The sequence below is a fragment of the Salinicola halophilus genome (assembly GCF_003206155.1).
Lineage (GTDB): Bacteria > Pseudomonadota > Gammaproteobacteria > Pseudomonadales > Halomonadaceae > Salinicola > Salinicola halophilus.
This window is the reverse complement of sequence record NZ_PZJV01000001.1, coordinates 426,520-446,735: the sequence shown is the minus strand read 5'-3', so window position 1 is coordinate 446,735 and position 20,216 is coordinate 426,520. Positions and strand designations below refer to the sequence as shown.

Here is a 20,216-nt window from a genome sequence, read left to right as displayed (position 1 = left end):
TTTCCCCCGTAGAAAGAGACGCGACTCTTGTCAGACCAGTCATTTGAAGACGCCCCGACGCCCAATGTGACCATCTATACCGACGGCGGCTGCCGGGGCAATCCCGGCCCGGGCGGCTGGGGGGCGCTACTCGAGGCGGGCCGTCATCGCAAGACGCTCAAGGGCGGCGAGCGCGACACCACCAACAACCGGATGGAGTTGACCGCCGCCATTCAGGCGCTGCGCGCCCTCGACAGACCGTGCCGTGTCGACCTCTGGACGGACTCCCAGTACGTGCGCAAAGGCATCACCGAATGGATACACGGCTGGCAGAAGCGAGGCTGGCAGACCGCCGCCAAGCAGCCGGTCAAGAATGCCGAGCTCTGGCGAGCGCTACTGGCCGAGACCGAGCGGCACCAGGTCGAGTGGCACTGGGTCAAGGGACACAGTGGGCATGAAGGTAACGAAGCCGCCGATCGACTGGTAAACGAGGCGATCGACGAAGTGGTCGCGGCATCACGCTAACGTGGGTCGTGAGCGTCGGCGGACGGCGGCGAAGATCAGAATCAACGAGCACTGGTACCGAAGACGGTAGCGGTCGCCCAGGAGAGTAGAGTCATGCGCCAGATCGTCATGGATACCGAAACGACCGGCATCGACCCGCGCGAAGGCCACCGCATCATCGAGATCGGTGGCATCGAGCTGGTCAACCGGCGTTTCACCGGACGAACCTACCATCAGTACATCAATCCCGAACGGGAGATCGAAGCCGAGGCGATCGGCATCCACGGCATCACCAACGAGCGCGTCGCCGACGAGCCGGTCTTCGCCAAGATCGCCGACGAGCTGTGGGAATTCATGCGCGGCGCCCAGCTGGTCATACACAACGCGCCGTTCGACGTCGGTTTCTTCGACCATGAGTTTCGCCTGCTGAACAAGGGCCGCGGTGAGCCGCAGCTGGGCCCCGTCGCCGAACACTGCGACATCCTCGACACGCTGACGATGGCACGCCGGATGCACCCGGGGCAGCGCAACAGCCTCGATGCGCTCTGCAAGCGCTACGCCGTCGACAACGGCCAGCGTGTGCTTCACGGCGCCCTGTTGGACTCGGAGATTCTCGCCGACGTCTATCTGGCGATGACCGGGGGGCAGACCGCGCTATCGCTGGCTGGTCAGGACGACACCGGCTCGTCGCAGGGCGGTGAGACTCGCAGTGGCGCCCAGCGCCTCGATCGCGCCTCGACGCCGCTGGTCGTCGCCCAGCCGACTCAGGCCGAGTGGGAGGCGCACCGGGCCCGGCTAGACCAGATCCGCGAGTCGGCGGGGCAGTGTCACTGGGACGCGCTCTCTGGCGAGGATACTCGCTGATGTTTCGTCGCGAGATGCCGCCGGAGGAGACTCGCAGCGGGTGGCTGATACGCATGAACGACGAAGGCGTGGCACCGGACACCGCCGGCGACGGCTTCCTCGAACGCGTCGAACCCTGGCCCGCCGACGCGCTACGCCTCGGATACTGGCACGATGAGCCGGTCGCGGTCAGCGTGGAGGCGGGTGATGCCGACGCCAACACGACGCCTTGGCCAGCCGCGCGGGAGTGGCTGGCGACGATCTCGCCGGCATACAGCGAGCTTCTTGCCACGGCCCTGCAGGTCGTGCGCTGGGCACGCGATCACCGCTTTTGCGGGCGCTGCGGGCATGAAACACGTCGTCGGCTGCACGAATTCGCCATGCAGTGCGATCATTGCGGACTGCGCGGCTACCCCCGAATTTCACCCTGTATCATCACGCTCGTGACGTTCGGTCGCGAGATGCTGCTGGCGCGCAGCCCCCGGTTTCCGCCGCGCCGCTACTCGACGCTCGCCGGGTTCATCGAGCCGGGCGAGGCGGTCGAGGCCGCGATTCGACGCGAGGTGATGGAAGAGGTGGGCGTGAACGTCGGTCGGGTCAGCTTCTTCAAGAGTCAATCCTGGCCGTTCCCGCATTCGCTGATGATGGGGTTTTTCGCCGAGGCCACGAGTCGGCGTATCCAGATCGATGGCGTCGAGATCGCCGATGCCGCGTGGTTTCTGCCGGAGCGGGTGCCGGAGCTGCCGCCGGTCTACTCGATCTCGCGCCAGCTGATCGAGACGCACCGCGGTGCCGTCGCCACTCGCTGAAGCTCAGACGGCGCGGGACTTGCCGAACAGCTTGGGCAGACGGCTGGCGAGCCCGATGTCGCCCTTGACCTTGACGCGACCGCTGAGCAACGCCTGCATGGCGTTGAGCTCTTTCTTGACCAGTTTCATCAGTGAGTTCGTGTCGCTGGCGATGGTGACGCTCGGCTCACCGTGGGTTCCCGGAGTGATGGACAGGGAACCGTGATCGATCGTCACGTAGTAGTCCTCCACATCGCTGAGTTCGAACTGATAGACCGCCACGAGGTCGGCCGCGGCGGCCGGATCGAACCGGGCGTGCAGTTTGTCGATAAGTTGATCGTCGTCCATCGAGAGTCTCCGCGTTGAAGTCGGGCAAGCAAATCATCGGTCAGTGCGGGATGCAACCGTCGCCGACTCGCCGCGCCCGGGGCGGAGAAGGAATGCAAAGGAGAAGCGCGTGAGCGAATGGTTGGCCGACTATGGCCTGTTTCTGGCAAAGACCGCGACGTGGGTCGTCGCACTCGGCATCGTACTGGCTCTGGTCGCCCGCGGGCGCCGCAACGGCGAGACCGGCAGCGGCGCCACGCTCGAGATCAGCGAGCTCGACGAGCGTTTCGCCAAACGCCGTCGTCAGCTGCGGCTTGCCGCCGAACCTCGGCATCGCCGCCGCGCCGTCGCCAAGTCGATGCGTCGCGTCGTCAAGGCCGAGCGCAAAGCGCCGAGCGACGGCGATAGCGCAAGCGTTACACCCCGCGTCTGGGTGCTCGATTTCGACGGTGATCTCAAGGCCACCGGGACCTCGACACTCGCCGAGCTCGTGACGCTTCTGATCGGTGAAGCCCGAGAGGGCGACGAGGTCGTGCTCCGTCTGCAGTCGGGCGGGGGACTGGTCCACAGTTACGGGCTTGCCGCCGCCCAGTTGGATCGGCTGCGCGAGGCGGGTCTGACGCTGACCGTCTGCGTCGACAAGGTCGCGGCCAGCGGCGGCTACATGATGGCGTGCTGCGCCAATCGAATCATCGCGGCGCCATTTGCCGTGATCGGCTCCATCGGGGTGGTCGCGCAGATCCCCAACATTCATCGCCTGCTCAAGAAAAACGATGTCGACGTCGAGCTGCTCACCGCCGGACGTTACAAGCGCACGCTGACAGTGCTCGGTGAGAATAGCGAAGAGGGGCGGGAAAAGTTTCGCGAGGACCTCGAGTCGACGCACACGCTGTTCAAGCACTACGTCCAGACGCGCCGGCCGATGCTCGACATCGAGCAGGTCGCGACCGGCGAGATCTGGTACGGCAGCGAGGCAGTGTCGGCAGGTCTCGTCGATGCGGTGGGCACGAGCGATGCCTACCTGGCCGACAGGCTCAACGCGCGTTCGCGGGTACTGAAAGTGTCTCTCAAGACCCGGCACGGTCTGTTTGGCCGTCTTGCTAGAGGCGCCGAGGGGAGCATCGAGCGCAGCCTCGACCGCGCCATCGAGCGTGTCGACGATCTTCGCTGGCAGCGACGGTAGGGGTTGGCCGCGGCGACCAGGGGACGATCGTCGACGGTGGGGCCAGCGGCACTACGGTTCGGGCAGTCACTCAGAGATCGAGCTCGGCGAGAGTGGCGAGCACGCGCCGGGCCGACTCTCGATGAAGCGAATAGTAGATGGTCTGGGCGCTGCGCCGCGTCTCGACCAGCTTCTCGTGTCGCAGCACGGCCAGATGCTGCGACAGGGCGGATTGGCTGAGACCTAAACGCCGGTTGATCTGGGTGACGCTCTGCTCGCCCTCGAGTAGCGACCGGAGAATACGCAGCCGGCTCTCGTTGGCCATCGCTTTGAGCATCGCCGTCACGGGCGCTATCTGAGCATCGGTTAACACGGTAGGGGCGTTTGCGTGCTTGGGGGCCATGATCGTCTATCACATCCGCTAACGGCGGAGTTCCGGCGCTGAACATTCTGTTACAGGCAGCCTTATCCTAGCTAATGTAACTTAGAGTTACAAACTTTTCGAACGTTTGGCGATGGAGAAGTCCGCCCCGACTCTTTATAATCCGCGCCCGCTCAATCCACTGAGCTTCTCGAATCATCTCGCGAGGGTTCCCTAACCCCTCGGCCCGCTACGGCACACGAAAAAGGTCTCACATGCTCAAGCTCGACGACCGTCAGATTCGCCACGCGTTGTGGTGGCTGATTACCTTCCACGTCGTGGTCATCACGGCGAGCAACTATCTGGTGCAACTGCCTTTCACCCTTTGGGGGCTGCACACCACTTGGGGCGCTTTCAGCTTTCCTTTCATCTTTCTGGCGACCGATCTCACCGTGCGTCTGCTCGGAAAATCCTCGGCGCGACAGCTGATCGCCGGTGTCATGTTGCCGGCGCTGCTGGTCTCCTACAGCGTTTCGGTACTGTTTCAGCAGGGGCGTTTTCAGGGAGTCGATGCGCTGGCGAGCTGGAATCTCTTCGTCGGGCGTATCGCGTTGGCGAGCTTCATGGCGTACGTACTCGGCCAACTGCTTGACATTCATGTCTTCGACCGCCTGCGGCGGCTTCGCGCCTGGTGGGTGGCGCCCACGTTCTCGACGGTCGTGGGTAACCTTGCGGATACCTTCGCGTTCTTCTCCATCGCGTTCTGGCGCGGTCCGGATGCCTTCATGCGAGAGCACTGGGTGGGCATCGCCTGGTTCGACTATGCCGTGAAACTGGCGATCAGCCTGGCGTTCTTCCTGCCCCTTTACGGGGTATTGCTGGCATGGCTCGGTCGGCGGCTCTTGAGCGAGCGAATTCCCGGTTTGCCGGGTAAGACGACCGGTCTCTGAGTCGGCCCGTGCCACGTCTGATACGCTTGTCGTCACCGAGGCTGAGCCTTTCGATGGACTCAATCGACGAGGAGGAACCGCTTGCGACTTTACGCCACCGATACCCATAACCCGGCCGACGCCGGGGCCGACGAACGACGCGTCGACGGGACGCCGCTGGTCATCCTGCACGGACTTTTCGGCAGTGCCGACAACTGGCGCTCGCACGTCAAGCAGTGGCAGGCCACTCGACGCGTCATCGCGGTGGATCTGCGCAACCACGGCCGCTCGCCGCACGGCGACGGCATGAGCTACGAAGCGATGGCCGACGACGTGCTCGAGCTGCTCGAGTCGCTGAACCTCGAGCGCGTGGACTTACTGGGGCACTCGATGGGCGGCAAGGTCGCGATGACGCTCGCCCGGCTGCAGCCGGCGCGGGTGGCGCATCTGATCGTCGCCGACATCGCCCCGGTCGCCTACGAACACGGTCACGACGAGATCTTCGCGGCGATGCGCCACGTCGAGGCGCAGACACCGTCATCCCGGGGAGAGGCGAACACCTTGATGGCGGAGATGATCGACTCGACGCCGACACGTCAGTTCCTGGCCACCAACCTGGTCCGTGACGATGACGGGGTGATGCGCTGGCGCGTCGGTCTCGACGAGATCGAGCAGGGATATGACGAGATCATCGCGCCGCCGGGCGGCGACACGGCCTACCCGGGGCCGTCGCTCCTCATTCGGGGGGGCGATTCGCCGTATGTGCAAACAGTTCATCGCGAGGCGATCGAGGCGGTCTTGCCTGGCGTGACGCTCGAAACGCTGAACGGTGCCGGGCACTGGCTCCACGCCGAACAGCCCGAGGCGTTTCGCGAGCATGTCGAACGCTTTCTGCAGCGTGAAGCGTGAAACGCCACAAAGCTTGAAGTACCTCAGCGCTTGATGCGACGCAAGGGTCGCGCCGGTCCGCCGGCGCGAATGACTAGACCCAGTCGGCATCGCCATCGACCGGGATCACCTCGATACCGGCGCTGGCACGCCCCAGAAAACGGTTGAGAATGCGGTAGGTGTCGATGTCGAATCCGCGGGAATCGGGCAGCGTCTCGAGCTGCTCCAGGTGGGCGACGCTACCCTGATAGTGCCAGTGGTCGACGATGTGGAAGCTCGCCTCGCTGGCCGTGCCATCCTCGCGAAAAGCGACCCGACCCGGCCACGGCCAGTTCTCGATACGCAATCGCTCCATCGCCCCCCGCGCGCGTACGGTGTGCACGTCGAGTGACTCGGCCCCGCAGCAGGCGCCCCGACAGCGCCCGATCTGATAGCCGAAACAACGCCCCTTGCCGGCTTCCAGCCCCAGGACCCGGGGACAGAGTCCCTCTTCGGTGGCGATGTCGCGAAGCGTCATCTGCGCATCGCGACGATTGCGAAACAGACCGAAGAAGCGCGAGCGGGCGGTGACGACCCACTGGCCGTCGGTCAGGTGAGGGCGCGTCTCTCCCTCCGGCCAGTTCCAGCTCACCATGCGTATACGCTTGCGCAGCTGACGGTTGTACAGCGGCACCCAGCGTTTGATTAGATCCGCTTCCAGCAGCTGCGCGCCGAGATCGCCACTGGTGCGCATCCAGGCAATGCGCTCGGTCTGCGCCACCATCTGGCGATGGCGATTGGCGGCCGGATCCCGGACGTGGGTTTTGACTCGCTGTCGAATATCGATGCTCTTGCCCACGTAGAGCGCAAGGTCGTTGAGACCGAAGAACACGTAGACCCCTGGCCGAGCGGGGAGCTCGGTCAGGGCGTCGATGCCGACGCTGGGTAGCGTGTGGGTCGGATCCGTGCGGGGGTCGTACAGGTTGAGCTTGGCAGTCATGGATTCAGGCTAGTCGATCCCACGTCAGGGTGCGTCGAGGTCCACCGCGAGCCGCGAAATCGGGCTTTGTGCCTTGATTTCGCCGCGCTCGAGTAGAAAGGCCTCGAAGTCGCGATAGCGCTTGTGATCCAGCGCCGCTGGGCGCAGGGCGAATCGAGGCAGTGTCGCCGCCCAGGCTTCGGCGTTCAACGGCGTGTCGAGCGAGTCGTCGTAGCTGATGAAGCGCTGCCACGCGTCGTCGGGATGATTGATGATCCAGGCGGTCGCTTCACCGATGGCGTCCATGAAGCGGCGATAGGCGTCGCGATGCTCGTCCAGGGTGTCGCGATTGGCGACGAAGATCAGCTCATCGTACGTGGGCACCCCTTCCTCCTCGATGTAGAACGCTTTGCCCGGCACGCCTTCCTGGCGCATCTGGGCGAGTTCGAAGTTGCGAAAGGCACCGGTCACCGCATCGACACGCCCACTGATCAGCGCCGGCGTCAGCGAGAAGTTGACGTTGACCAGTTCGACGTCGTCCAGGCTCAGGCCGCTGTTTTCGAGGGTCGAAGCCAGCAGGACCTCCTCGACGCCGCCCACCGAGTAACCGATCTTGCGCCCAGCGAGATCGGCGACCTGCTCGATGCCGCTGTCCGCCCGCACCACCACCGCGTTGAGCGGTGTCGCGATGAGCGTACCGATCCGGACTACCGGCAGGCCCTGGTCCACCTGCAGATGCAGCTGCGGCTGATAGCTCAGCGCCAGGTCGATCCGCCCGGCGGCGACGAGCTTCGGCGGGACGCTCGGGTCCGCCGGTGCCTGAATGTCGACCTCGAGCCCCCGTTTGGCGAACAGGCCTCGCTGCTTGGCGACGATTAGCGGCGCGTGTACCGGGTTGGCGTACCAGTCCAGCATCACGCTGAGATCGATCATCTGCGGGGCGGCGATATCGTCGTCCTGAGCCGCTGCCGGCAGCGTGACCGCCAGCGAAAGCGAGGCGAGGGCAAGCGTGAACCAGCGGCAGAGGGCGCCGGCCATTCCAGGGGAGCGCACGCGAGTGAAGGCGGTCGAGTCCATGATATCTCCTTGTCGAGCGATTCGAGGCGTTGGCGTTCGGGGCAGGGTCATTCGGCAGCACCGATGCGGTCACGGTGCCAAGGCATGGCGCGACGCAGCAGAGCATCGACGCCGAAATAGAGCAACAGCGCGAACGCCACGAGCACGATGAGCGCGGCGAACATGACGTCCACCTGCAATCGCGCATTGGCGTTGAGCATGAGAAATCCGAGGCCGCGGCTCGATCCTACCCACTCACCGATCACGGCGCCGATAGGCGCGGCGGTCGCCGCCATGCGCACCCCGGAGGCGAACGACGGCAACGCCGCGGGCAGCTGTACCTTGAGCAGTCGGCGGCGACGATTGAGACCGAAGGTGTCGGCGAGATCGAGCCAGCCTTGGGGCGTCTGGCGCAGTCCGTCGTAGCCGGTGGAGGCAACCGGAAAATAGACGATGAGAACCGCCATCAGAATTTTCGGCAGCATGCCGTAGCCGAGCCACAGCATCAGAATCGGCGCGAGCGCGAACAGCGGTATCGCCTGACTCACCAGCAGCAGCGGCAGCAGTGTGCGGCGAAGCGGCCGAAACCGCGCCAGCGACAGCGCCGTGAGCCCGCCCAACGCAACGCCGCCGGTGAAACCGGCAAGGATCTCGATGGCGGTGACCCAGGCGTGATGCATCAACAGCTCGCGCTGGTCGAGGAGCGCATGGCCTACCGCCAGCGGCGCCGGCAGGATGTAGCGCGGCACACCGGTGAGTATTATCACGGCCTGCCAGAGCATCAGCAGCACCAGAAGCGCAGCGAAAGGCCGCCAGGGCCAACGCCAACGTCGGGAGATTCCTGCGTCAGCGTGCATGTCGGTTTCCTTCGTCGGCGGGCGCGCCACCGGCAAGTCGCGTCGCGTTCGCGCCGATCGGCGTCGATTCCGGCATCGTGAGTTCCGTAACGAGGGCTGCCTGATGACGGTGAAGATCGGCACAATCGAGCGCCCTCGGACGGACGCCCGAGGGTGGGGCGAGCGGATGCAGCCGCGCCGGCTCGCCCTTGAGAATCAGCAGATGATCGGCGAGACGCAGCGCTTCCTGCGGATCGTGAGTGACCATGATGACGGTGCGCCCCGCGAGCAGCTCGCTTGCCAGCTCGTGAAGATCGAGCCGCGTAATCGCATCCACGGCCGAGAAGGGTTCGTCCATGAGGACAACGCTGGCGTCGAGGAAGAGGGTGCGGGCGAGTGCCACGCGCTGGCGCTGGCCGCCGGAGAGCGTCGCCGGCCACGCGTGCGATTGCTGGGCGAGGCCGACTCGGGCAAGCAGCGACTGTGCACGCTCGCGATCCGCCGCTGTCACGCGCCGTTTCCAGCGCGCCGCGAGCATCACGTTGTCTCGAACCCGCAGCCACGGCACCAGCAGATCCTGCTGCGCCATCCATGCCAGACGCGGGCCGAGTGGCAGGCCGTCGTCGGTGATCCGCTCGAGCCGGTGGTTGTCGGGCAGGGAGAGCCCGGCGATCATGCGCAGCAGTGAACTCTTGCCGCTGCCGCTTCGGCCGAGCAGACAGCTCCAGCTGCCGGCGGGGAAGCGCGCGTCGAGATCCCGAAACAGGACTCGCTCGCCGTAGTGGAGCGACGCGCTGCGAATGTCGATCGCAGGTGGGGGCATGACGACTCCCGACAGAGTGACGGACGGGCGGAGTCATGCGACGGTGACGCTGGCATTTCCTCCGCCGGTGCTAACCGGTTCAGGTTCAAGGGTTGTGCCTGGCACTCTCAGCCCGTCGACTCGGCGGGCACCCCTATGCAGTGAACGAATTGTACGCGCTCCGATGTCGTCTTGCCCATTCGAAAGCGGTCCGAGGGCCAATCGATGCGTGTCCGAGTCGGACAACCCTCTATGCGAGTCAGGAGACGATAGTGACTGCTACCGACTGCAATCCTCCCGCCAACCTACTGCCGGATGGGTCGCTCACCTCACGCGTGGGCACCTTCATTGGCCGATCGGTCGAGCCGCTCGCCTTGCGCTGGCCGGACAGCGCCAACTGGCTGTGGCGCGATGGCACGCTCTCGCCACAGCTGCTCAAGCTGGCCCGCACCGATGCCGCTGATGACCCGTTCTGGTCGGGTCTGGCGATGCTCTTCGGCTTCGATCGCTGGCGCACGCCACATGCGTTGACCGACGTTGCCGGCATGCTGCCGCCGCGACTGCCGATGGCGCCACTCCCGATGACATTTTTGGGGCATCTCGACGCGGCACCGCTCTGGAGCCAGCCGTGGCGCCGGGGGCGAGCCGCTTGCATGGGATGTGAATTCGCCGCGCGACTGGGCGCTCAGCTCAGAATGCTGCACCACGAGAGCATGCCGGGCTGGGGCCATCCGTTGAGCGGTGAGGACGCCCTTACCACGTGGCCGATTCGCGCTCGACGCTTCGCCGAATCGAAGGGCGCCGTCGATGCGGCGTCTCGCGTCGACTGGCCGGCCCCGCAGCGCGCAGTCTGGTCGCTGCCGGATCAGCGACCCGATCAGTATCTCTTCACTGCAACCGACCATTTCTGGTGCGATTGGGAAGCCTTGGTGTGGGCACCACTGGAGTTCGATCTCTGCCTGGTCGAGCTACTCATCGCAAGCGTTGAGCAGCGCGAAGCATTCGTTTCGGCCTATGGCAGTGACAGGCTGGTCGACTTGGACGAACACCGGAAAGCGATGCGGCTGCTGGCGCAGCTGCTCGAGCTGCACGGCCCGGCCGGGGAGAGCTGGATCGACACCCACCCGGCGTGGCTAAGAATCTAGTTTTCCGACGATTTTTCCCCGCGCAAGCATCGACGGGCGTGGCATACTGGAATTTTCGACCCGGCAGCCGACGAGCGATTCGTGGATTCGATCAACAGTTTGTTTCTCGTGTGCGGGGCGCTCATTGCCCTGAGCATCCTGGCCAGTCGCGTCTCATCGCGAATTGGCGTACCGCTTCTCGTGCTGTTTCTGGCGCTCGGCATGCTCGCCGGCGAAGAGGGCATTCTCGGACTGCAGTTCGACGACTACTCGCAGGCGTTTTTGATCGGACATCTCGCGCTGGCCATGATCCTGCTCGACGGCGGATTACGAACCCGATTCCGAACCTTTCGTGTCGGGCTCAAGCCGGCGCTGTCGCTGGCGACATTCGGCGTCTTCATCACCAGCGGTCTACTCGGACTGTTGGCGATGTGGATGCTCGATCTGACCTGGATCGAAGGGCTGCTGGTCGGCGCGATCGTCGGCTCCACCGATGCCGCCGCGGTCTTCTCGATGCTCAAGGGTCACGGCGTCAACCTCAACGAACGCGTGGGCGCGACGCTCGAGATCGAATCGGGGACCAACGATCCGATGGCGATCTTTCTGACCATCACCCTGGCCGAGCTGCTGACCGGGGCGGTGGGCGGACTGACGGAGACGCTGATGCGTTTCGTGCTGCAGTTCGGGCTGGGGCTGATCATCGGCCTCGGCGGGGGCTGGATCTCGGCGAAGATGCTGCGATGGCTCGATCTCGCGCCCGGACTCTATTCGCTGCTCGCGCTCGCGCTGGGGTTCTTCATCTTTGGCGCCACCAGCGCCGCCGGGGGCAGCGGGTTCCTTGCGATCTATCTGACCGGCCTGCTGATCGGCAACCAGCCCGGTCGACATCTCAATCACATTCTTCCGGTGCACGACGGTCTGGCATGGCTGAGCCAGATCGGTCTCTTCCTGGTGCTGGGGCTGCTGGTCACACCCTCGGAGATGATCGATTACGCGGTGCCAAGCGCCATTCTCGGGATTGCACTGATCGTCTTCGCCCGCCCCATTGCGGTGATGGCCTCGCTACTGCCGTTCTTCAATTTCCGGTGGCGGGAGCTCTTCTTCATCTCCTGGGTGGGGCTGCGCGGGGCTGTACCCATCGTGCTGGCGATCTTTCCCGTCATTACCGGCGTCGAAAACTCTGCGCTTTATTTCAACGTGGCGTTCTTCGTCGTCCTGATCTCGCTGATACTGCAGGGTTCCACGCTGGCGTACGTGGCGCGGTGGATGCGTGTGACACTGCCGGAGACGACGACACCGGACCGGCGGGGGCAGCTCGGCGTGCTGCCGGAGAACGACTACGAGATGTTCGTCTACAAGGTCGAGAACGAATCGCTCGATGACGTTCCGATTCGCTTGCTCAGACTACCGTCGGGCATTCTGATTTCGGCCATCTTCCGCCAGCACGCCATGCTGCACCCCAAGGGAAGTACGCGCCTCAGCCTGCAGGACGTGGTCTGTCTCATCGGGCGAACCGGAGACCTTCCCTCGCTCAACCGCCTGTTCAACGGCGAGTCGAAGCTGCGCCGGGAGCGAGCCTTTTTCGGGACTTTCACACTCGATGGCGAGGCGTTGATGCAGGAGGTCGCCAATGCCTACGGCCTGACGCTGAGCCCGGGTGAGCAGCAGATGACGCTGGGTGAATTCGTCGCGCTGCGTGTCGGGGGCCACCCGGTGGTGGGTGACGACGTCGACTGGCACGGCTTTCACTGGGTGGTCAACGAGATGGAAGGCAACCGCGTGACGCGAGTCGGTCTGCGGCTCTATCACTGACCGGCCAAGCGGGGTTGCCCGGCCCGACGAGAAGCGGCCCCTCGAAGGGGACCGCTCAACGAGATGAAACGATACTTGAAACGCTAGATCATTCGACGTCGTCGTTCTGCGTCGGGCGGTCGAGGCGCTTGCCAGTCTCTTTCTCGATCATGCCGTTCATGCTGTCGGCACGATGTTGGGCGTCGCTCTCTTCGTCGAAGTAGCCCAGACTGCCGCCGGTGTCGCCGTCGAACACCTCGAAACAGGATTCGGCGTCGTTGCCCGGCTTTCGGGTCTTTCTCACTGCGATATAGGGTTCTGCCATGATGGAACTCCTCGTGACGAATGGCCGGGCGTGACTCCACAAGGTTAGTGAAGCCATCGACAATGTACAGTGCCCGCGCCTTCGACGGATACCCGGTCGCGCCCCATTCGACACGTCACCCACACCACGACACGGAGACCCAACGGCTCGTTGCGGCGGCAAAGACGGAGCCGGTGCGGCTCACTCCGGGCTCAACTGCCACTGCAGCCCGAACTGAAGCCCGTTGATGGCATCGTCGAGGAAATCCTGGTCGCCGTTCTGCTGACTGTCCTCGAGCTCGATTCGCGCCGCCTGTCCGCTCGAGCTCGGCCAGCCCAGTCGCGACATGCAGAGCTGAAACTCCTCTTCGCCGGCGATTTGATGCGTCTGGCGCTCGCAGCTCTGGCTGTCGCGCAGATAGTTGGTCGCCGAGAGTTCCGGCGTCGCGGAGACACAGCCGCTCAGGGTGAGCGCGGCGAGCAGAATAATCGATGAGCGGCGATGTGAGGGTGAGATCATCGGTCAGTCAATCAACAGGGCGGTGACGATCAAATCCCGGGAATACCGATCGGCCCCGGCGCATCGGGAATGGGTGAGCAGCCGCTCAGAGCCATGCCGGCAGCGATCAGCAGCGCGAGTAACAGTAGCCGTGTCTTGGCGGGCATGACGTGGACTCCAAACGAGGGGGCGGCAGAAGTTTAGCCGACGGCCGGCGGGTGTCGAAACGCGAATGGCGTACCTCGTACCGCGATGCGGTGGCAAAAGCCGATGCACTTCCTTCATCGCTGTCAGTCGACCACCCATCTCTGACGGTTCGCTCCTTTCGCCGGGGCAGTATACGCTTTCGAACAGGAAGCGGACGCCAGCATTCGTTCGCTCGACGGTATTCCGATCACGAAAAGGACGTAACGACATGGCATCGAGCTATACGGGTATCTACGTAGTGAAGTCGGCAGGGAAGGTCAGCGAAGTCCAGGTCGTGGACGCCGACGGTGATGCCTCCTCGCTCACCGCGGAAACCTACGAGGCCGAGGGGTACCAGCCGTCGATCGCTGAGCTGCCGGAGAAAGGCGACTACTTCGACAAGCTGGATCTGGAGCGCGGGCAGGACGATTGAAGCCGCAGCGTCGGCGCTCGGTACCAACCGATGTCGAAGCGATTCCACCATCACGTTTCACCTATCCCATTAGATCCTCGAGGAGTCTCACCGTGATCTTGCCCAGAGCTTTACTGCTGACGCTTGCGATCGGCGCGGCCTCATCGGCACTCGCCGATGACATGGCATGTTCTGCCGCCAGTATCACTCAGGCAACGCAGGCACAGTCCGCGCAGATCGACGCCTATCTAGCAGCGCGCGCCGACACGCAACGGGCGCAGACCGAACTGCAAGGGGTCGCACAGCAGCTTCAACAGAGCGGGCAGGTCAGCGCGCACCAGGACGAATTCGAAAAGCTCGCCAGAGGGGAGTCGTTCGAGCCCACCCAAGCGTTCTGCGATGACATGCGTACGACCATGGACGCGCTGACGGTCTACATGCAGCAGAACCCGGCCGGATAGCGTTCTGCATCCCAGTGCCAGGCAGCAACGTGACACCCAGCCATACGAAAAAAGGCCAGCTAAATAGCTGGCCTTCTTCGAAACGGTGGCGGAGAGACAGGGATTCGAACCCTGGAAGGGCTACAAACCCTTGGCGGTTTTCAAGACCGCTGCAATCGACCACTCTGCCATCTCTCCGTCTTACGGCGGGGAATACTACCAGTTTCGCCACGGACGTCAACCACGTCGTTAGCTTTCAATGAGTTATTTGTTGTGCCGCCGCTTCTTTACGCTTGTCAGGGGAACTTTGCAAGTGCACTCTGGTCTTTGGGGTAGATCAACATAACGAGGGGTACGCAATGGACTATCGGACTTCGCACGACGTCACCGATCGACGATCGAGTGCGGTCAGCACCAACAAGGTATTACGTAATACCTACATGCTGCTGGCCATGACGCTACTGTTCTCCGCCGTGACCGCCAGTGCCGCGATGGCGATGGGCGTGACGCAGATCAATATCTTCGTGTTCTTCATCGGCGCCTACGGCCTGATGTTCCTGGTGCACAAGACGGCCAACTCGGCGGCGGGGCTGCTGTCGACGTTCGCCTTCACTGGATTCATGGGGTTCACGCTAGGGCCGATCATCGATCTCTACCTGTCGATCCCCAACGGCGCACAGCTGGTAATGACGGCCCTGGGCATGACGGCCGCCGCCTTCCTGGGGCTATCCGCCGTGGCGCTGATTACCCGCAAGGATTTCAGCTTCCTGGGCAACTTCATGGTAGCGGGCGCCATCGTGCTGGTACTGGCCATGGTCGCGGCAATGGTCTTCAACATTCAGGGCTTGGCGCTTGCGGTCTCGGCCGGCTTCGTACTGTTCTCGTCCGCCGCGATCCTGTTCCAGACTAGCGAGATCATCCATCGCGCCGGCGAAACCAACTATATTCTGGCAACGATCACGCTCTACGTATCGATCTACAACCTGTTCGTGAGCCTGCTGTCCATTCTCGGCGTCGTCTCCAACGACTGAACGGATAATCGACCGCGAACTTCAGGCCCCACTTCGGTGGGGCCTTTTCGTTTGCTACTATCCAGCGACTCACGTTCATCCGCGCGCCGTTCATTCAGCGCTCGATTCACTGGTCTCGCTTGGGAAGCCATCGTGCTGAGCTACGCCTTACTCGTCCACGCCGCACCCTACAGTACGCAAGGGGCGCTATCCGCCTTGCGCTTCGCGGAAGCGGCGATTGCGCGCGGGCATCGCGTCGAGACGGTTTTTTTCTATCATGACGGCGTTCACAACGCGTCCACCCTCATGGCACCGCCGCAGGATGAAGTGCATCTGGGTGAACGCTGGAAGCGACTAGGAGAAACGGCGCAGACGGCGCTTCTGGTCTGCGTCGCCGCGGGACTGCGACGCGGCATCGTCGACGGCACGGAAGCCACTCGCCACGATCTCGCCCAGTACAGCGTCGAGCCGCCGTTCGAGCTGACCGGCATCGGTCAGCTGGTCGACGCGGTGCTAACCCACGACCGTCTGATCACCTTCCCGCCATGACCGACACGACTCAATCTGCGTCATCCAGCGAGGCGCTGCTGATCGTGCTGCGCCACCCGCCCCACGGTAGCAGCTGGCTGCGTGAAGGAATCGATGTTGCGCTAGTCGCCGCCGCCTTCGGCCGCGAGGTCGAGCTGCTGTTTCAAGGGGACGGCGTCTTTGCGCTGCTCGAAGGGCAGGCCGCCGGTGCGCTAGACCAGAAGGGCACCCATCCGCAGTTGAAGATGCTCGAGATGTACGACATCGAACGGCTCTGGGTGAGTCAACGCGACCTGGATCGCCGCGGGCTGACGGTCGATGATCTCATGCTGCCGGTCACGACACTCGACCCTGACGGCGTGGCCGCGCTGCATGCTGCCCGGCCGCTGAGCCTGATCTTCTGATGGATTCGCCATGACACTGCATCTGATCATTCGTACGCCCCACAGCAGCGGCATTTTCGCCGACCTGCTCGATGCCTTCGCCGATGGCGACTATCTGCTGCTGATCGAAGATGGCTGCTATGCGGCGCTACCCGGCGCGGCGGGACTCGACGATGCGGTCGTTGCCGGGCGCATCGGGGTGCTGCGAGAGGACGCGGAGTCCCGCGGCCTGCTGGCACGCGTGGCACCCTCGATCGAGATCGTCGACATGGACGGGTTCGTCGCTCTGACCGAACGTTTTCCCAAATCGCTGAGCTGGTTCTGATGACGATGCCATCTTCGCAGACACTCACCGTCGACGGTCGTTTCGTCGCGCGGGATTCTGAGGGCTACCTGGTATCGCTGGATGACTGGTCACCCGAGGTCGCCGAGGCCATGGCACAGGACGAGGGCCGTGAACTGACGCCGGCGCACTGGGAAGTGCTGAACGTGCTTCGCGACTTCTATCGCCGCTATGAAGCCGCCCCGGCGATGCGCCCATTGGTGAAAGCCGTGCGTCAGTCGTTGGGGGAGGAGAAGGGCCAGTCGATCTACCTGATGCGGCTTTTCCCGGAAAGTCCGGCCAAGGTCGCTGCTCGCCTGGCAGGCTTGCCCAAGCCGACCAACTGCCTTTGAACCGACGAGCACCGACGATGCATCGGCCTGACGCATGAACTTTCTCGCTCATGCCTGGCTCGCCCGCCACGGCAACGACGACTTTCTCTATGGCAATCTGATCGCCGACGGCATCAAGGGCAGCGACTTCGCATCCCTGGGCGAGGACATCGCGGCCGGCGTGAGTCATCACCGTCAGGTGGATGCTGCAATCGATAGCCACCCCGCAGTCGCGGAGCGCCGGGCCGCGGCCCCCTCCGGCCAGCGGCGCTACACCGGTATTGCGCTGGATCTGGTATGGGATCATTTCATCGCCCGTGACATGCCGGACGATGCCCTCGTCACGCGCTGCTACGCCATACTCGGTCGCCGCCCCGCGCCGGATCGACTGGGAGAGATGATGCCGGCGCTCATCCGCGGCGACTGGCTTTCCCGTTACGCTGACTTCGACTTCACCTGTCGGGCGATCGCGGGTATCGGCTCGCGTCTGCGCGGCCCGAACCAGCTGGCCGCGCTGACGCCGTGGCTCGAGTCGACCTATCCCGAGCTGGAGGCTGCGTTTCGTCTCCTGTGGCCGCAGATGCAAGCGCGCTTCACCCCGAACCGAGCCTCGACTCGACCGCACTGAGCGCAGTGAAGACGACCGTTAGGCTTCGAGCCAGAGGCACTCGACTCGGTCCCCAAGGCTGATTTCGCTGTCCGCCGGGATCACCGCAAATGCGTTGGTCGCCGCGCAGGAGGTCAGCACCGCCGAACTCTGCTCGGGGTGAGCGTGCGCCACCAGTCGGCCGTCCTCCAGCGTGAGGTTGGCGCGCATGTAGTGGCGTCGGCCCTGGGCCCGGGCCGCGAATTGCGCCTCGGCGGGGATGCGAGGCAGCTCGCGCAGCGCCGGGCAACCCTGAAGTTCGCCGAGCAGCGCGCGCAGATAGAGCCAGGCGCCGACGTAGCTCGACACCGGGTTACCCGGTAGTCCCACGACCCGGGTACGTTCGATGGTGCCGAGTGCCAGCGGCTTGCCGGGGCGCATCGCCAGCCGCCAGAGCGAGAGTTCCCCCAGACGTTCGATGGCGGGTTTGACGTGATCCTCTTCGCCCACGCTCACGCCGCCGGTCGTCACGATGACGTCGGCAACGCTCGCCGCGTCCTCGAGCCGGGCAAGGGTGGTCTGGAAGTCGTCGGCGACCTTGATCTCACGCACCAGTTCTCCACCGAAGCGGCGAATCAGTGTGGCGAGCATGGGGCCGTTGCTGTTGTAGATCTGGCCGCGGGCGAGCGGCGTGCCAGGCTCGACGATCTCGTCACCGGTGAGCAGGAGCGCAACGCGCGGTCGCCGGACCACCTCGACCTGCGTCAATCCCTGTCCCGCCAGCAGTCCCAGCGCCGCGGCACCCAGCCGGGTGCCGGCTGCCAACAGTTCATCCCCCGCGGTCACGTCCAGCCCGCACCGCCGCACGTTCTGACCGCTGGCAGTGGGCGGGATGCGAACCCGATCGCCGTCGACCTCGACGTTCTCCTGGATCGCCACGCAGTCCGCCCCCTCGGGGATCTCGCTGCCGGTGAAGATCCGGGCGCAGGTGCCGGGCGCGAGTGGCGTGGGCGCCTGCCCGGCGGGAATTCGCTGGGAGACGAGAAGGGGGCCGCCGGCATCACGGCTCGCCAGGGCGTAACCGTCCATGGCGCTATTGTCGGCGGGCGGCACATCGAGGGTGGCGCGCACGGGTTCGGCCAGCACGCGTCCCTCGGCATCGCTGCATGGAATGGTTTCGGATGGCAGCACGCCGACACCCTCGAGCAGTGCTGCCAGTGCCTGCTCGACGCTCTGAAGGCTAGCCGTTGCCATGCTGACCTCGCCCGGGAATCACCAGGTTGGCGAAGTTGCACGGCTGATGCCGGCTATCGAGCTGCTCGCGCAGGATACGCTCCCAGCCGGTACGACAGGAGCCGGTGGAGCCGGGCAGACAGAAGATGACGGTGGCATTGGCAAGCCCGCCCAGGCAGCGACTCTGGACGGTGGAACTGCCGATCTCCTCGAAAGACACCTGACGAAAGAGCTCGCCGAAACCATCGATGGTCTTGTCGAGCAATACCGACACCGCTTCCGGCGTGGAGTCCCGGCCGGTGAAGCCGGTACCGCCGGTGGTGAGTACGACCTGAACCGTCTCGTCGGCGATCCAGTCGGCGACGACGGCGCGAATGCGATAGACGTCATCGGCGACAATACGCTTTTCGACCAGATGATGGCCGGCGTCACGCAGGCTCGATACCAGCAGGTCGCCGGAGCGGTCAGTCTCTTCGGTGCGCGTATCGGAGACGGTCAGTACGGCGATCGATAACGGCGTCAGGTCGCTCATGCCGGGCCTCCCGCGTCGGGCTCGGCGGTTTTTTTCGCCGCTTGTCGCGCTTCCAGCGCGGCGAGCTGCTCGTCGGTGGCCGGCAGCTGGTGGTTGGCTTTCCACTCCGAATAGGGCATGCCGTAGACGTACTCCCTCGCGGTTTCGTAATCCAGCGATTCGCCACGCGCCTCGGCGGCGGTGACCAGCCACTTGGAGAGGCAGTTGCGACAGAAGTCCGCCAGGATCATGAGATCGACGTTCTGGACGTCTTTGTTGTCATCGAGATGGCGCAGCAACTGGCGAAAAGCCGCTGCCTCGATATCGGTACGGGTCGACTCGTCGAACTGATGCATGAACTACTCCTGAAGATGAAGAGGGTGAATGAACGAGGCGGGTGAATGAACGAGACAGGCAAGCGGCATACCGGCAAGTCTCAGTAGCCGTCACCGGGGGTACACACCGAGAGAACGACGGCGTCCTGGTCGCTGGTCGAGACCAGAGCATGGCCCATGTCGCTATCGAAATAGAGCGAATCGCCGGCGCTCATCGCCAGTGGCTCGTAGAACTCGGAATAGAGCAGGATGTCGCCCTCGAGGACCATCAGGAACTCTTCGCCGTCGTGGCGTATCCACTCTTGGAATTCGCCGAAGTGTCGCGCCCGTACGATCGTCTTGAACGGGATCATGCGCTTTTGCGCGAGCTGGCAGGAGAGCAGCTCGTGCTCATAGGTCGGCGTAGGGTGGAGCTTGCCGTCGCCAAGCGCGGTGCGATCGCGGCGCCCCCGAGACTGTCGCTGCGGCTTGGTCGGCGTGAGCAGCTGCGGCAGATCGATCCCCAGGCCGACGATGAGCTTCTGAACGGCGGCGAACGTCGGCGAGATCTGATCGTTCTCGATCTTGGAGAGGGTGGAACGGGCAAGCCCGGTGCGCGTGCTGACATCACCCAGCGTCCAGCGATTGGCGAGACGGATCTCCTTGAGCCGCTCGCCGAGCCGCAGGGGTTCGACGAACGCCTTGCGCCCCGAGGCAATACGCACGGCGGCTTCCTGATCGTTAGTGGCGGCCATGGAGGTCTCTACTTGGAATGCGGGAGGTAATCGGGCAACTGGGTCGAAGAATAT

At 64.2% G+C, this 20,216-nt stretch carries 28 protein-coding genes, 1 tRNA gene and 1 riboswitch; of the genes, 16 read left to right on the top strand and 13 right to left on the bottom strand.

Translation table 11 applies throughout. From position 1 onward, the window contains the following. Nucleotides 1-27: 27 nt before the first annotated feature. The 3 genes from rnhA to nudC all read left to right on the top strand — a co-directional run bounded on the left by rnhA (nucleotide 28) and on the right by nudC (nucleotide 2,135). Nucleotides 28-504 carry a ribonuclease HI gene (gene rnhA / locus DOM33_RS02090; RefSeq protein WP_110665386.1) on the top strand — a complete coding sequence of 159 codons (477 nt, stop codon included), beginning with the start codon at nucleotides 28-30 and terminating at the stop codon, nucleotides 502-504. Between the two features lie 93 nt (nucleotides 505-597). Beyond that, on the top strand, nucleotides 598-1,347 hold the full coding sequence (dnaQ, locus tag DOM33_RS02085) for a DNA polymerase III subunit epsilon (RefSeq protein ID WP_110665384.1): 750 nt from the start codon (nucleotides 598-600) through the stop codon (nucleotides 1,345-1,347). Next, entirely contained in the window at nucleotides 1,347-2,135 is a 789-nt protein-coding gene (nudC, locus tag DOM33_RS02080) for an NAD(+) diphosphatase (protein WP_110665382.1), read from the top strand. Before dnaQ ends, nudC begins: the two co-directional genes overlap by 1 nt. Nucleotides 2,136-2,138: 3 nt before the next feature. Here the strand turns inward: nudC and DOM33_RS02075 are convergent, their stop codons facing one another. Beyond that, nucleotides 2,139-2,462 carry an SCP2 sterol-binding domain-containing protein gene (locus tag DOM33_RS02075; RefSeq protein ID WP_110665380.1) on the bottom strand — a complete coding sequence of 108 codons (324 nt, stop codon included), beginning with the start codon at nucleotides 2,460-2,462 and terminating at the stop codon, nucleotides 2,139-2,141. Between the two features lie 109 nt (nucleotides 2,463-2,571). Here DOM33_RS02075 and sohB point away from each other — a divergent pair, with 109 nt between their 5' ends. Continuing rightward, the gene (gene sohB, locus DOM33_RS02070; protein ID WP_110665379.1) at nucleotides 2,572-3,624 is read left to right on the top strand and encodes a protease SohB; all 1,053 of its coding nucleotides are present in this window, start codon (nucleotides 2,572-2,574) and stop codon (nucleotides 3,622-3,624) included. Nucleotides 3,625-3,694: 70 nt separating this feature from the next. On the opposite strand, the gene DOM33_RS02065 is transcribed toward sohB, so the two are convergent. Then, on the bottom strand, nucleotides 3,695-4,006 hold the full coding sequence (locus DOM33_RS02065) for an ArsR/SmtB family transcription factor (RefSeq protein ID WP_110665377.1): 312 nt from the start codon (nucleotides 4,004-4,006) through the stop codon (nucleotides 3,695-3,697). Between the two features lie 233 nt (nucleotides 4,007-4,239). Between DOM33_RS02065 and DOM33_RS02060 the strand changes: the two genes are divergently transcribed. Both DOM33_RS02060 and DOM33_RS02055 read left to right on the top strand, forming a co-directional pair. Next, on the top strand, nucleotides 4,240-4,914 hold the full coding sequence (locus DOM33_RS02060) for a 7-cyano-7-deazaguanine/7-aminomethyl-7-deazaguanine transporter (RefSeq protein ID WP_110665375.1): 675 nt from the start codon (nucleotides 4,240-4,242) through the stop codon (nucleotides 4,912-4,914). 81 nt (nucleotides 4,915-4,995) lie between these two features. Further along, nucleotides 4,996-5,802 (top strand): alpha/beta fold hydrolase, encoded by an 807-nt coding sequence (locus tag DOM33_RS02055; RefSeq protein WP_110665373.1) that lies wholly within the window; start codon nucleotides 4,996-4,998, stop codon nucleotides 5,800-5,802. Nucleotides 5,803-5,875: 73 nt separating this feature from the next. Here DOM33_RS02055 and DOM33_RS02050 read toward each other — a convergent pair whose 3' ends face one another. From DOM33_RS02050 to DOM33_RS02035, 4 genes are read right to left on the bottom strand one after another with little or no spacing between them, the layout of a single operon-like run. Next, the gene (locus tag DOM33_RS02050; RefSeq protein ID WP_110665371.1) at nucleotides 5,876-6,760 is read right to left on the bottom strand and encodes a GIY-YIG nuclease family protein; all 885 of its coding nucleotides are present in this window, start codon (nucleotides 6,758-6,760) and stop codon (nucleotides 5,876-5,878) included. Nucleotides 6,761-6,784: 24 nt separating this feature from the next. Beyond that, nucleotides 6,785-7,816 carry an ABC transporter substrate-binding protein gene (locus DOM33_RS02045; protein ID WP_239495230.1) on the bottom strand — a complete coding sequence of 344 codons (1,032 nt, stop codon included), beginning with the start codon at nucleotides 7,814-7,816 and terminating at the stop codon, nucleotides 6,785-6,787. 47 nt (nucleotides 7,817-7,863) lie between these two features. Beyond that, nucleotides 7,864-8,652: an ABC transporter permease gene (locus DOM33_RS02040; protein WP_110665370.1), complete on the bottom strand. Its 789-nt coding sequence runs from the start codon at nucleotides 8,650-8,652 to the stop codon at nucleotides 7,864-7,866. Beyond that, nucleotides 8,642-9,454: an ABC transporter ATP-binding protein gene (locus DOM33_RS02035; protein ID WP_110665368.1), complete on the bottom strand. Its 813-nt coding sequence runs from the start codon at nucleotides 9,452-9,454 to the stop codon at nucleotides 8,642-8,644. The genes DOM33_RS02040 and DOM33_RS02035 overlap by 11 nt, the downstream gene beginning before the upstream one ends. 39 nt (nucleotides 9,455-9,493) lie before the next feature. Further along, nucleotides 9,494-9,599, bottom strand: a riboswitch (TPP riboswitch). A gap of 106 nt (nucleotides 9,600-9,705) precedes the next feature. On the opposite strand from DOM33_RS02035, the gene DOM33_RS02030 reads away from it, so the two are divergent. Together DOM33_RS02030 and DOM33_RS02025 are read left to right on the top strand one after the other, a co-directional pair. Beyond that, nucleotides 9,706-10,578 (top strand): hypothetical protein, encoded by an 873-nt coding sequence (locus DOM33_RS02030; RefSeq protein WP_110665367.1) that lies wholly within the window; start codon nucleotides 9,706-9,708, stop codon nucleotides 10,576-10,578. Between the two features lie 81 nt (nucleotides 10,579-10,659). After that, nucleotides 10,660-12,369, top strand: a complete 1,710-nt coding sequence (locus DOM33_RS02025) for a potassium/proton antiporter (protein WP_110665365.1) — start codon at nucleotides 10,660-10,662, stop codon at nucleotides 12,367-12,369. A gap of 88 nt (nucleotides 12,370-12,457) precedes the next feature. Here DOM33_RS02025 and DOM33_RS02020 read toward each other — a convergent pair whose 3' ends face one another. Continuing rightward, nucleotides 12,458-12,673 carry an RNA-binding protein gene (locus DOM33_RS02020; protein WP_110665363.1) on the bottom strand — a complete coding sequence of 72 codons (216 nt, stop codon included), beginning with the start codon at nucleotides 12,671-12,673 and terminating at the stop codon, nucleotides 12,458-12,460. A 180-nt stretch (nucleotides 12,674-12,853) separates the two neighbouring features. Then, on the bottom strand, nucleotides 12,854-13,171 hold the full coding sequence (locus DOM33_RS02015) for a hypothetical protein (RefSeq protein ID WP_110665362.1): 318 nt from the start codon (nucleotides 13,169-13,171) through the stop codon (nucleotides 12,854-12,856). A 394-nt stretch (nucleotides 13,172-13,565) separates the two neighbouring features. Here DOM33_RS02015 and DOM33_RS02010 point away from each other — a divergent pair, with 394 nt between their 5' ends. Both DOM33_RS02010 and DOM33_RS02005 read left to right on the top strand, forming a co-directional pair. After that, entirely contained in the window at nucleotides 13,566-13,769 is a 204-nt protein-coding gene (locus DOM33_RS02010) for a hypothetical protein (protein WP_110665360.1), read from the top strand. Nucleotides 13,770-13,861: 92 nt separating this feature from the next. Continuing rightward, a complete protein-coding gene (locus DOM33_RS02005; RefSeq protein ID WP_110665358.1) occupies nucleotides 13,862-14,209 on the top strand; it encodes a hypothetical protein in 348 nt (115 codons plus the stop codon). Nucleotides 14,210-14,295: 86 nt separating this feature from the next. Here DOM33_RS02005 and DOM33_RS02000 read toward each other — a convergent pair. After that, nucleotides 14,296-14,386 (bottom strand) — tRNA-Ser (locus DOM33_RS02000). A gap of 161 nt (nucleotides 14,387-14,547) precedes the next feature. On the opposite strand from DOM33_RS02000, the gene DOM33_RS01995 reads away from it, so the two are divergent. From DOM33_RS01995 to DOM33_RS01970, 6 genes are all read left to right on the top strand, one after another. Beyond that, nucleotides 14,548-15,219 (top strand): Bax inhibitor-1/YccA family protein, encoded by a 672-nt coding sequence (locus DOM33_RS01995; protein ID WP_110665357.1) that lies wholly within the window; start codon nucleotides 14,548-14,550, stop codon nucleotides 15,217-15,219. A 132-nt stretch (nucleotides 15,220-15,351) separates the two neighbouring features. Further along, nucleotides 15,352-15,747, top strand: coding sequence for a sulfurtransferase complex subunit TusD (gene tusD / locus DOM33_RS01990; RefSeq protein WP_338053806.1), 396 nt, complete (start codon nucleotides 15,352-15,354; stop codon nucleotides 15,745-15,747). Then, a complete protein-coding gene (gene tusC, locus DOM33_RS01985) occupies nucleotides 15,744-16,130 on the top strand; it encodes a sulfurtransferase complex subunit TusC (protein WP_110665355.1) in 387 nt (128 codons plus the stop codon). The genes tusD and tusC overlap by 4 nt, the downstream gene beginning before the upstream one ends. 10 nt (nucleotides 16,131-16,140) lie before the next feature. Next, entirely contained in the window at nucleotides 16,141-16,434 is a 294-nt protein-coding gene (gene tusB, locus DOM33_RS01980; RefSeq protein WP_110665353.1) for a sulfurtransferase complex subunit TusB, read from the top strand. Continuing rightward, the gene (locus DOM33_RS01975) at nucleotides 16,434-16,784 is read left to right on the top strand and encodes a TusE/DsrC/DsvC family sulfur relay protein (RefSeq protein WP_110665352.1); all 351 of its coding nucleotides are present in this window, start codon (nucleotides 16,434-16,436) and stop codon (nucleotides 16,782-16,784) included. The genes tusB and DOM33_RS01975 overlap by 1 nt, the downstream gene beginning before the upstream one ends. A 34-nt stretch (nucleotides 16,785-16,818) precedes the next feature. Beyond that, nucleotides 16,819-17,391, top strand: coding sequence for an acyl carrier protein phosphodiesterase (locus DOM33_RS01970; RefSeq protein WP_110665350.1), 573 nt, complete (start codon nucleotides 16,819-16,821; stop codon nucleotides 17,389-17,391). 18 nt (nucleotides 17,392-17,409) lie between these two features. Here DOM33_RS01970 and DOM33_RS01965 read toward each other — a convergent pair whose 3' ends face one another. The 4 genes from DOM33_RS01965 to DOM33_RS01950 form a co-directional block, all read right to left on the bottom strand. After that, complete coding sequence (locus DOM33_RS01965; RefSeq protein ID WP_110665348.1) at nucleotides 17,410-18,603, bottom strand: molybdopterin molybdotransferase MoeA; 1,194 nt, start codon at nucleotides 18,601-18,603, stop codon at nucleotides 17,410-17,412. Next, nucleotides 18,590-19,114, bottom strand: coding sequence for a molybdenum cofactor biosynthesis protein B (moaB, locus tag DOM33_RS01960; RefSeq protein ID WP_110665346.1), 525 nt, complete (start codon nucleotides 19,112-19,114; stop codon nucleotides 18,590-18,592). The genes DOM33_RS01965 and moaB overlap by 14 nt, the downstream gene beginning before the upstream one ends. Next, complete coding sequence (locus DOM33_RS01955) at nucleotides 19,111-19,449, bottom strand: DUF1244 domain-containing protein (protein WP_110665344.1); 339 nt, start codon at nucleotides 19,447-19,449, stop codon at nucleotides 19,111-19,113. Before DOM33_RS01955 ends, moaB begins: the two co-directional genes overlap by 4 nt. A gap of 80 nt (nucleotides 19,450-19,529) precedes the next feature. Beyond that, nucleotides 19,530-20,162 carry a helix-turn-helix domain-containing protein gene (locus tag DOM33_RS01950; protein ID WP_110665342.1) on the bottom strand — a complete coding sequence of 211 codons (633 nt, stop codon included), beginning with the start codon at nucleotides 20,160-20,162 and terminating at the stop codon, nucleotides 19,530-19,532. Nucleotides 20,163-20,216: the final 54 nt, after the last annotated feature.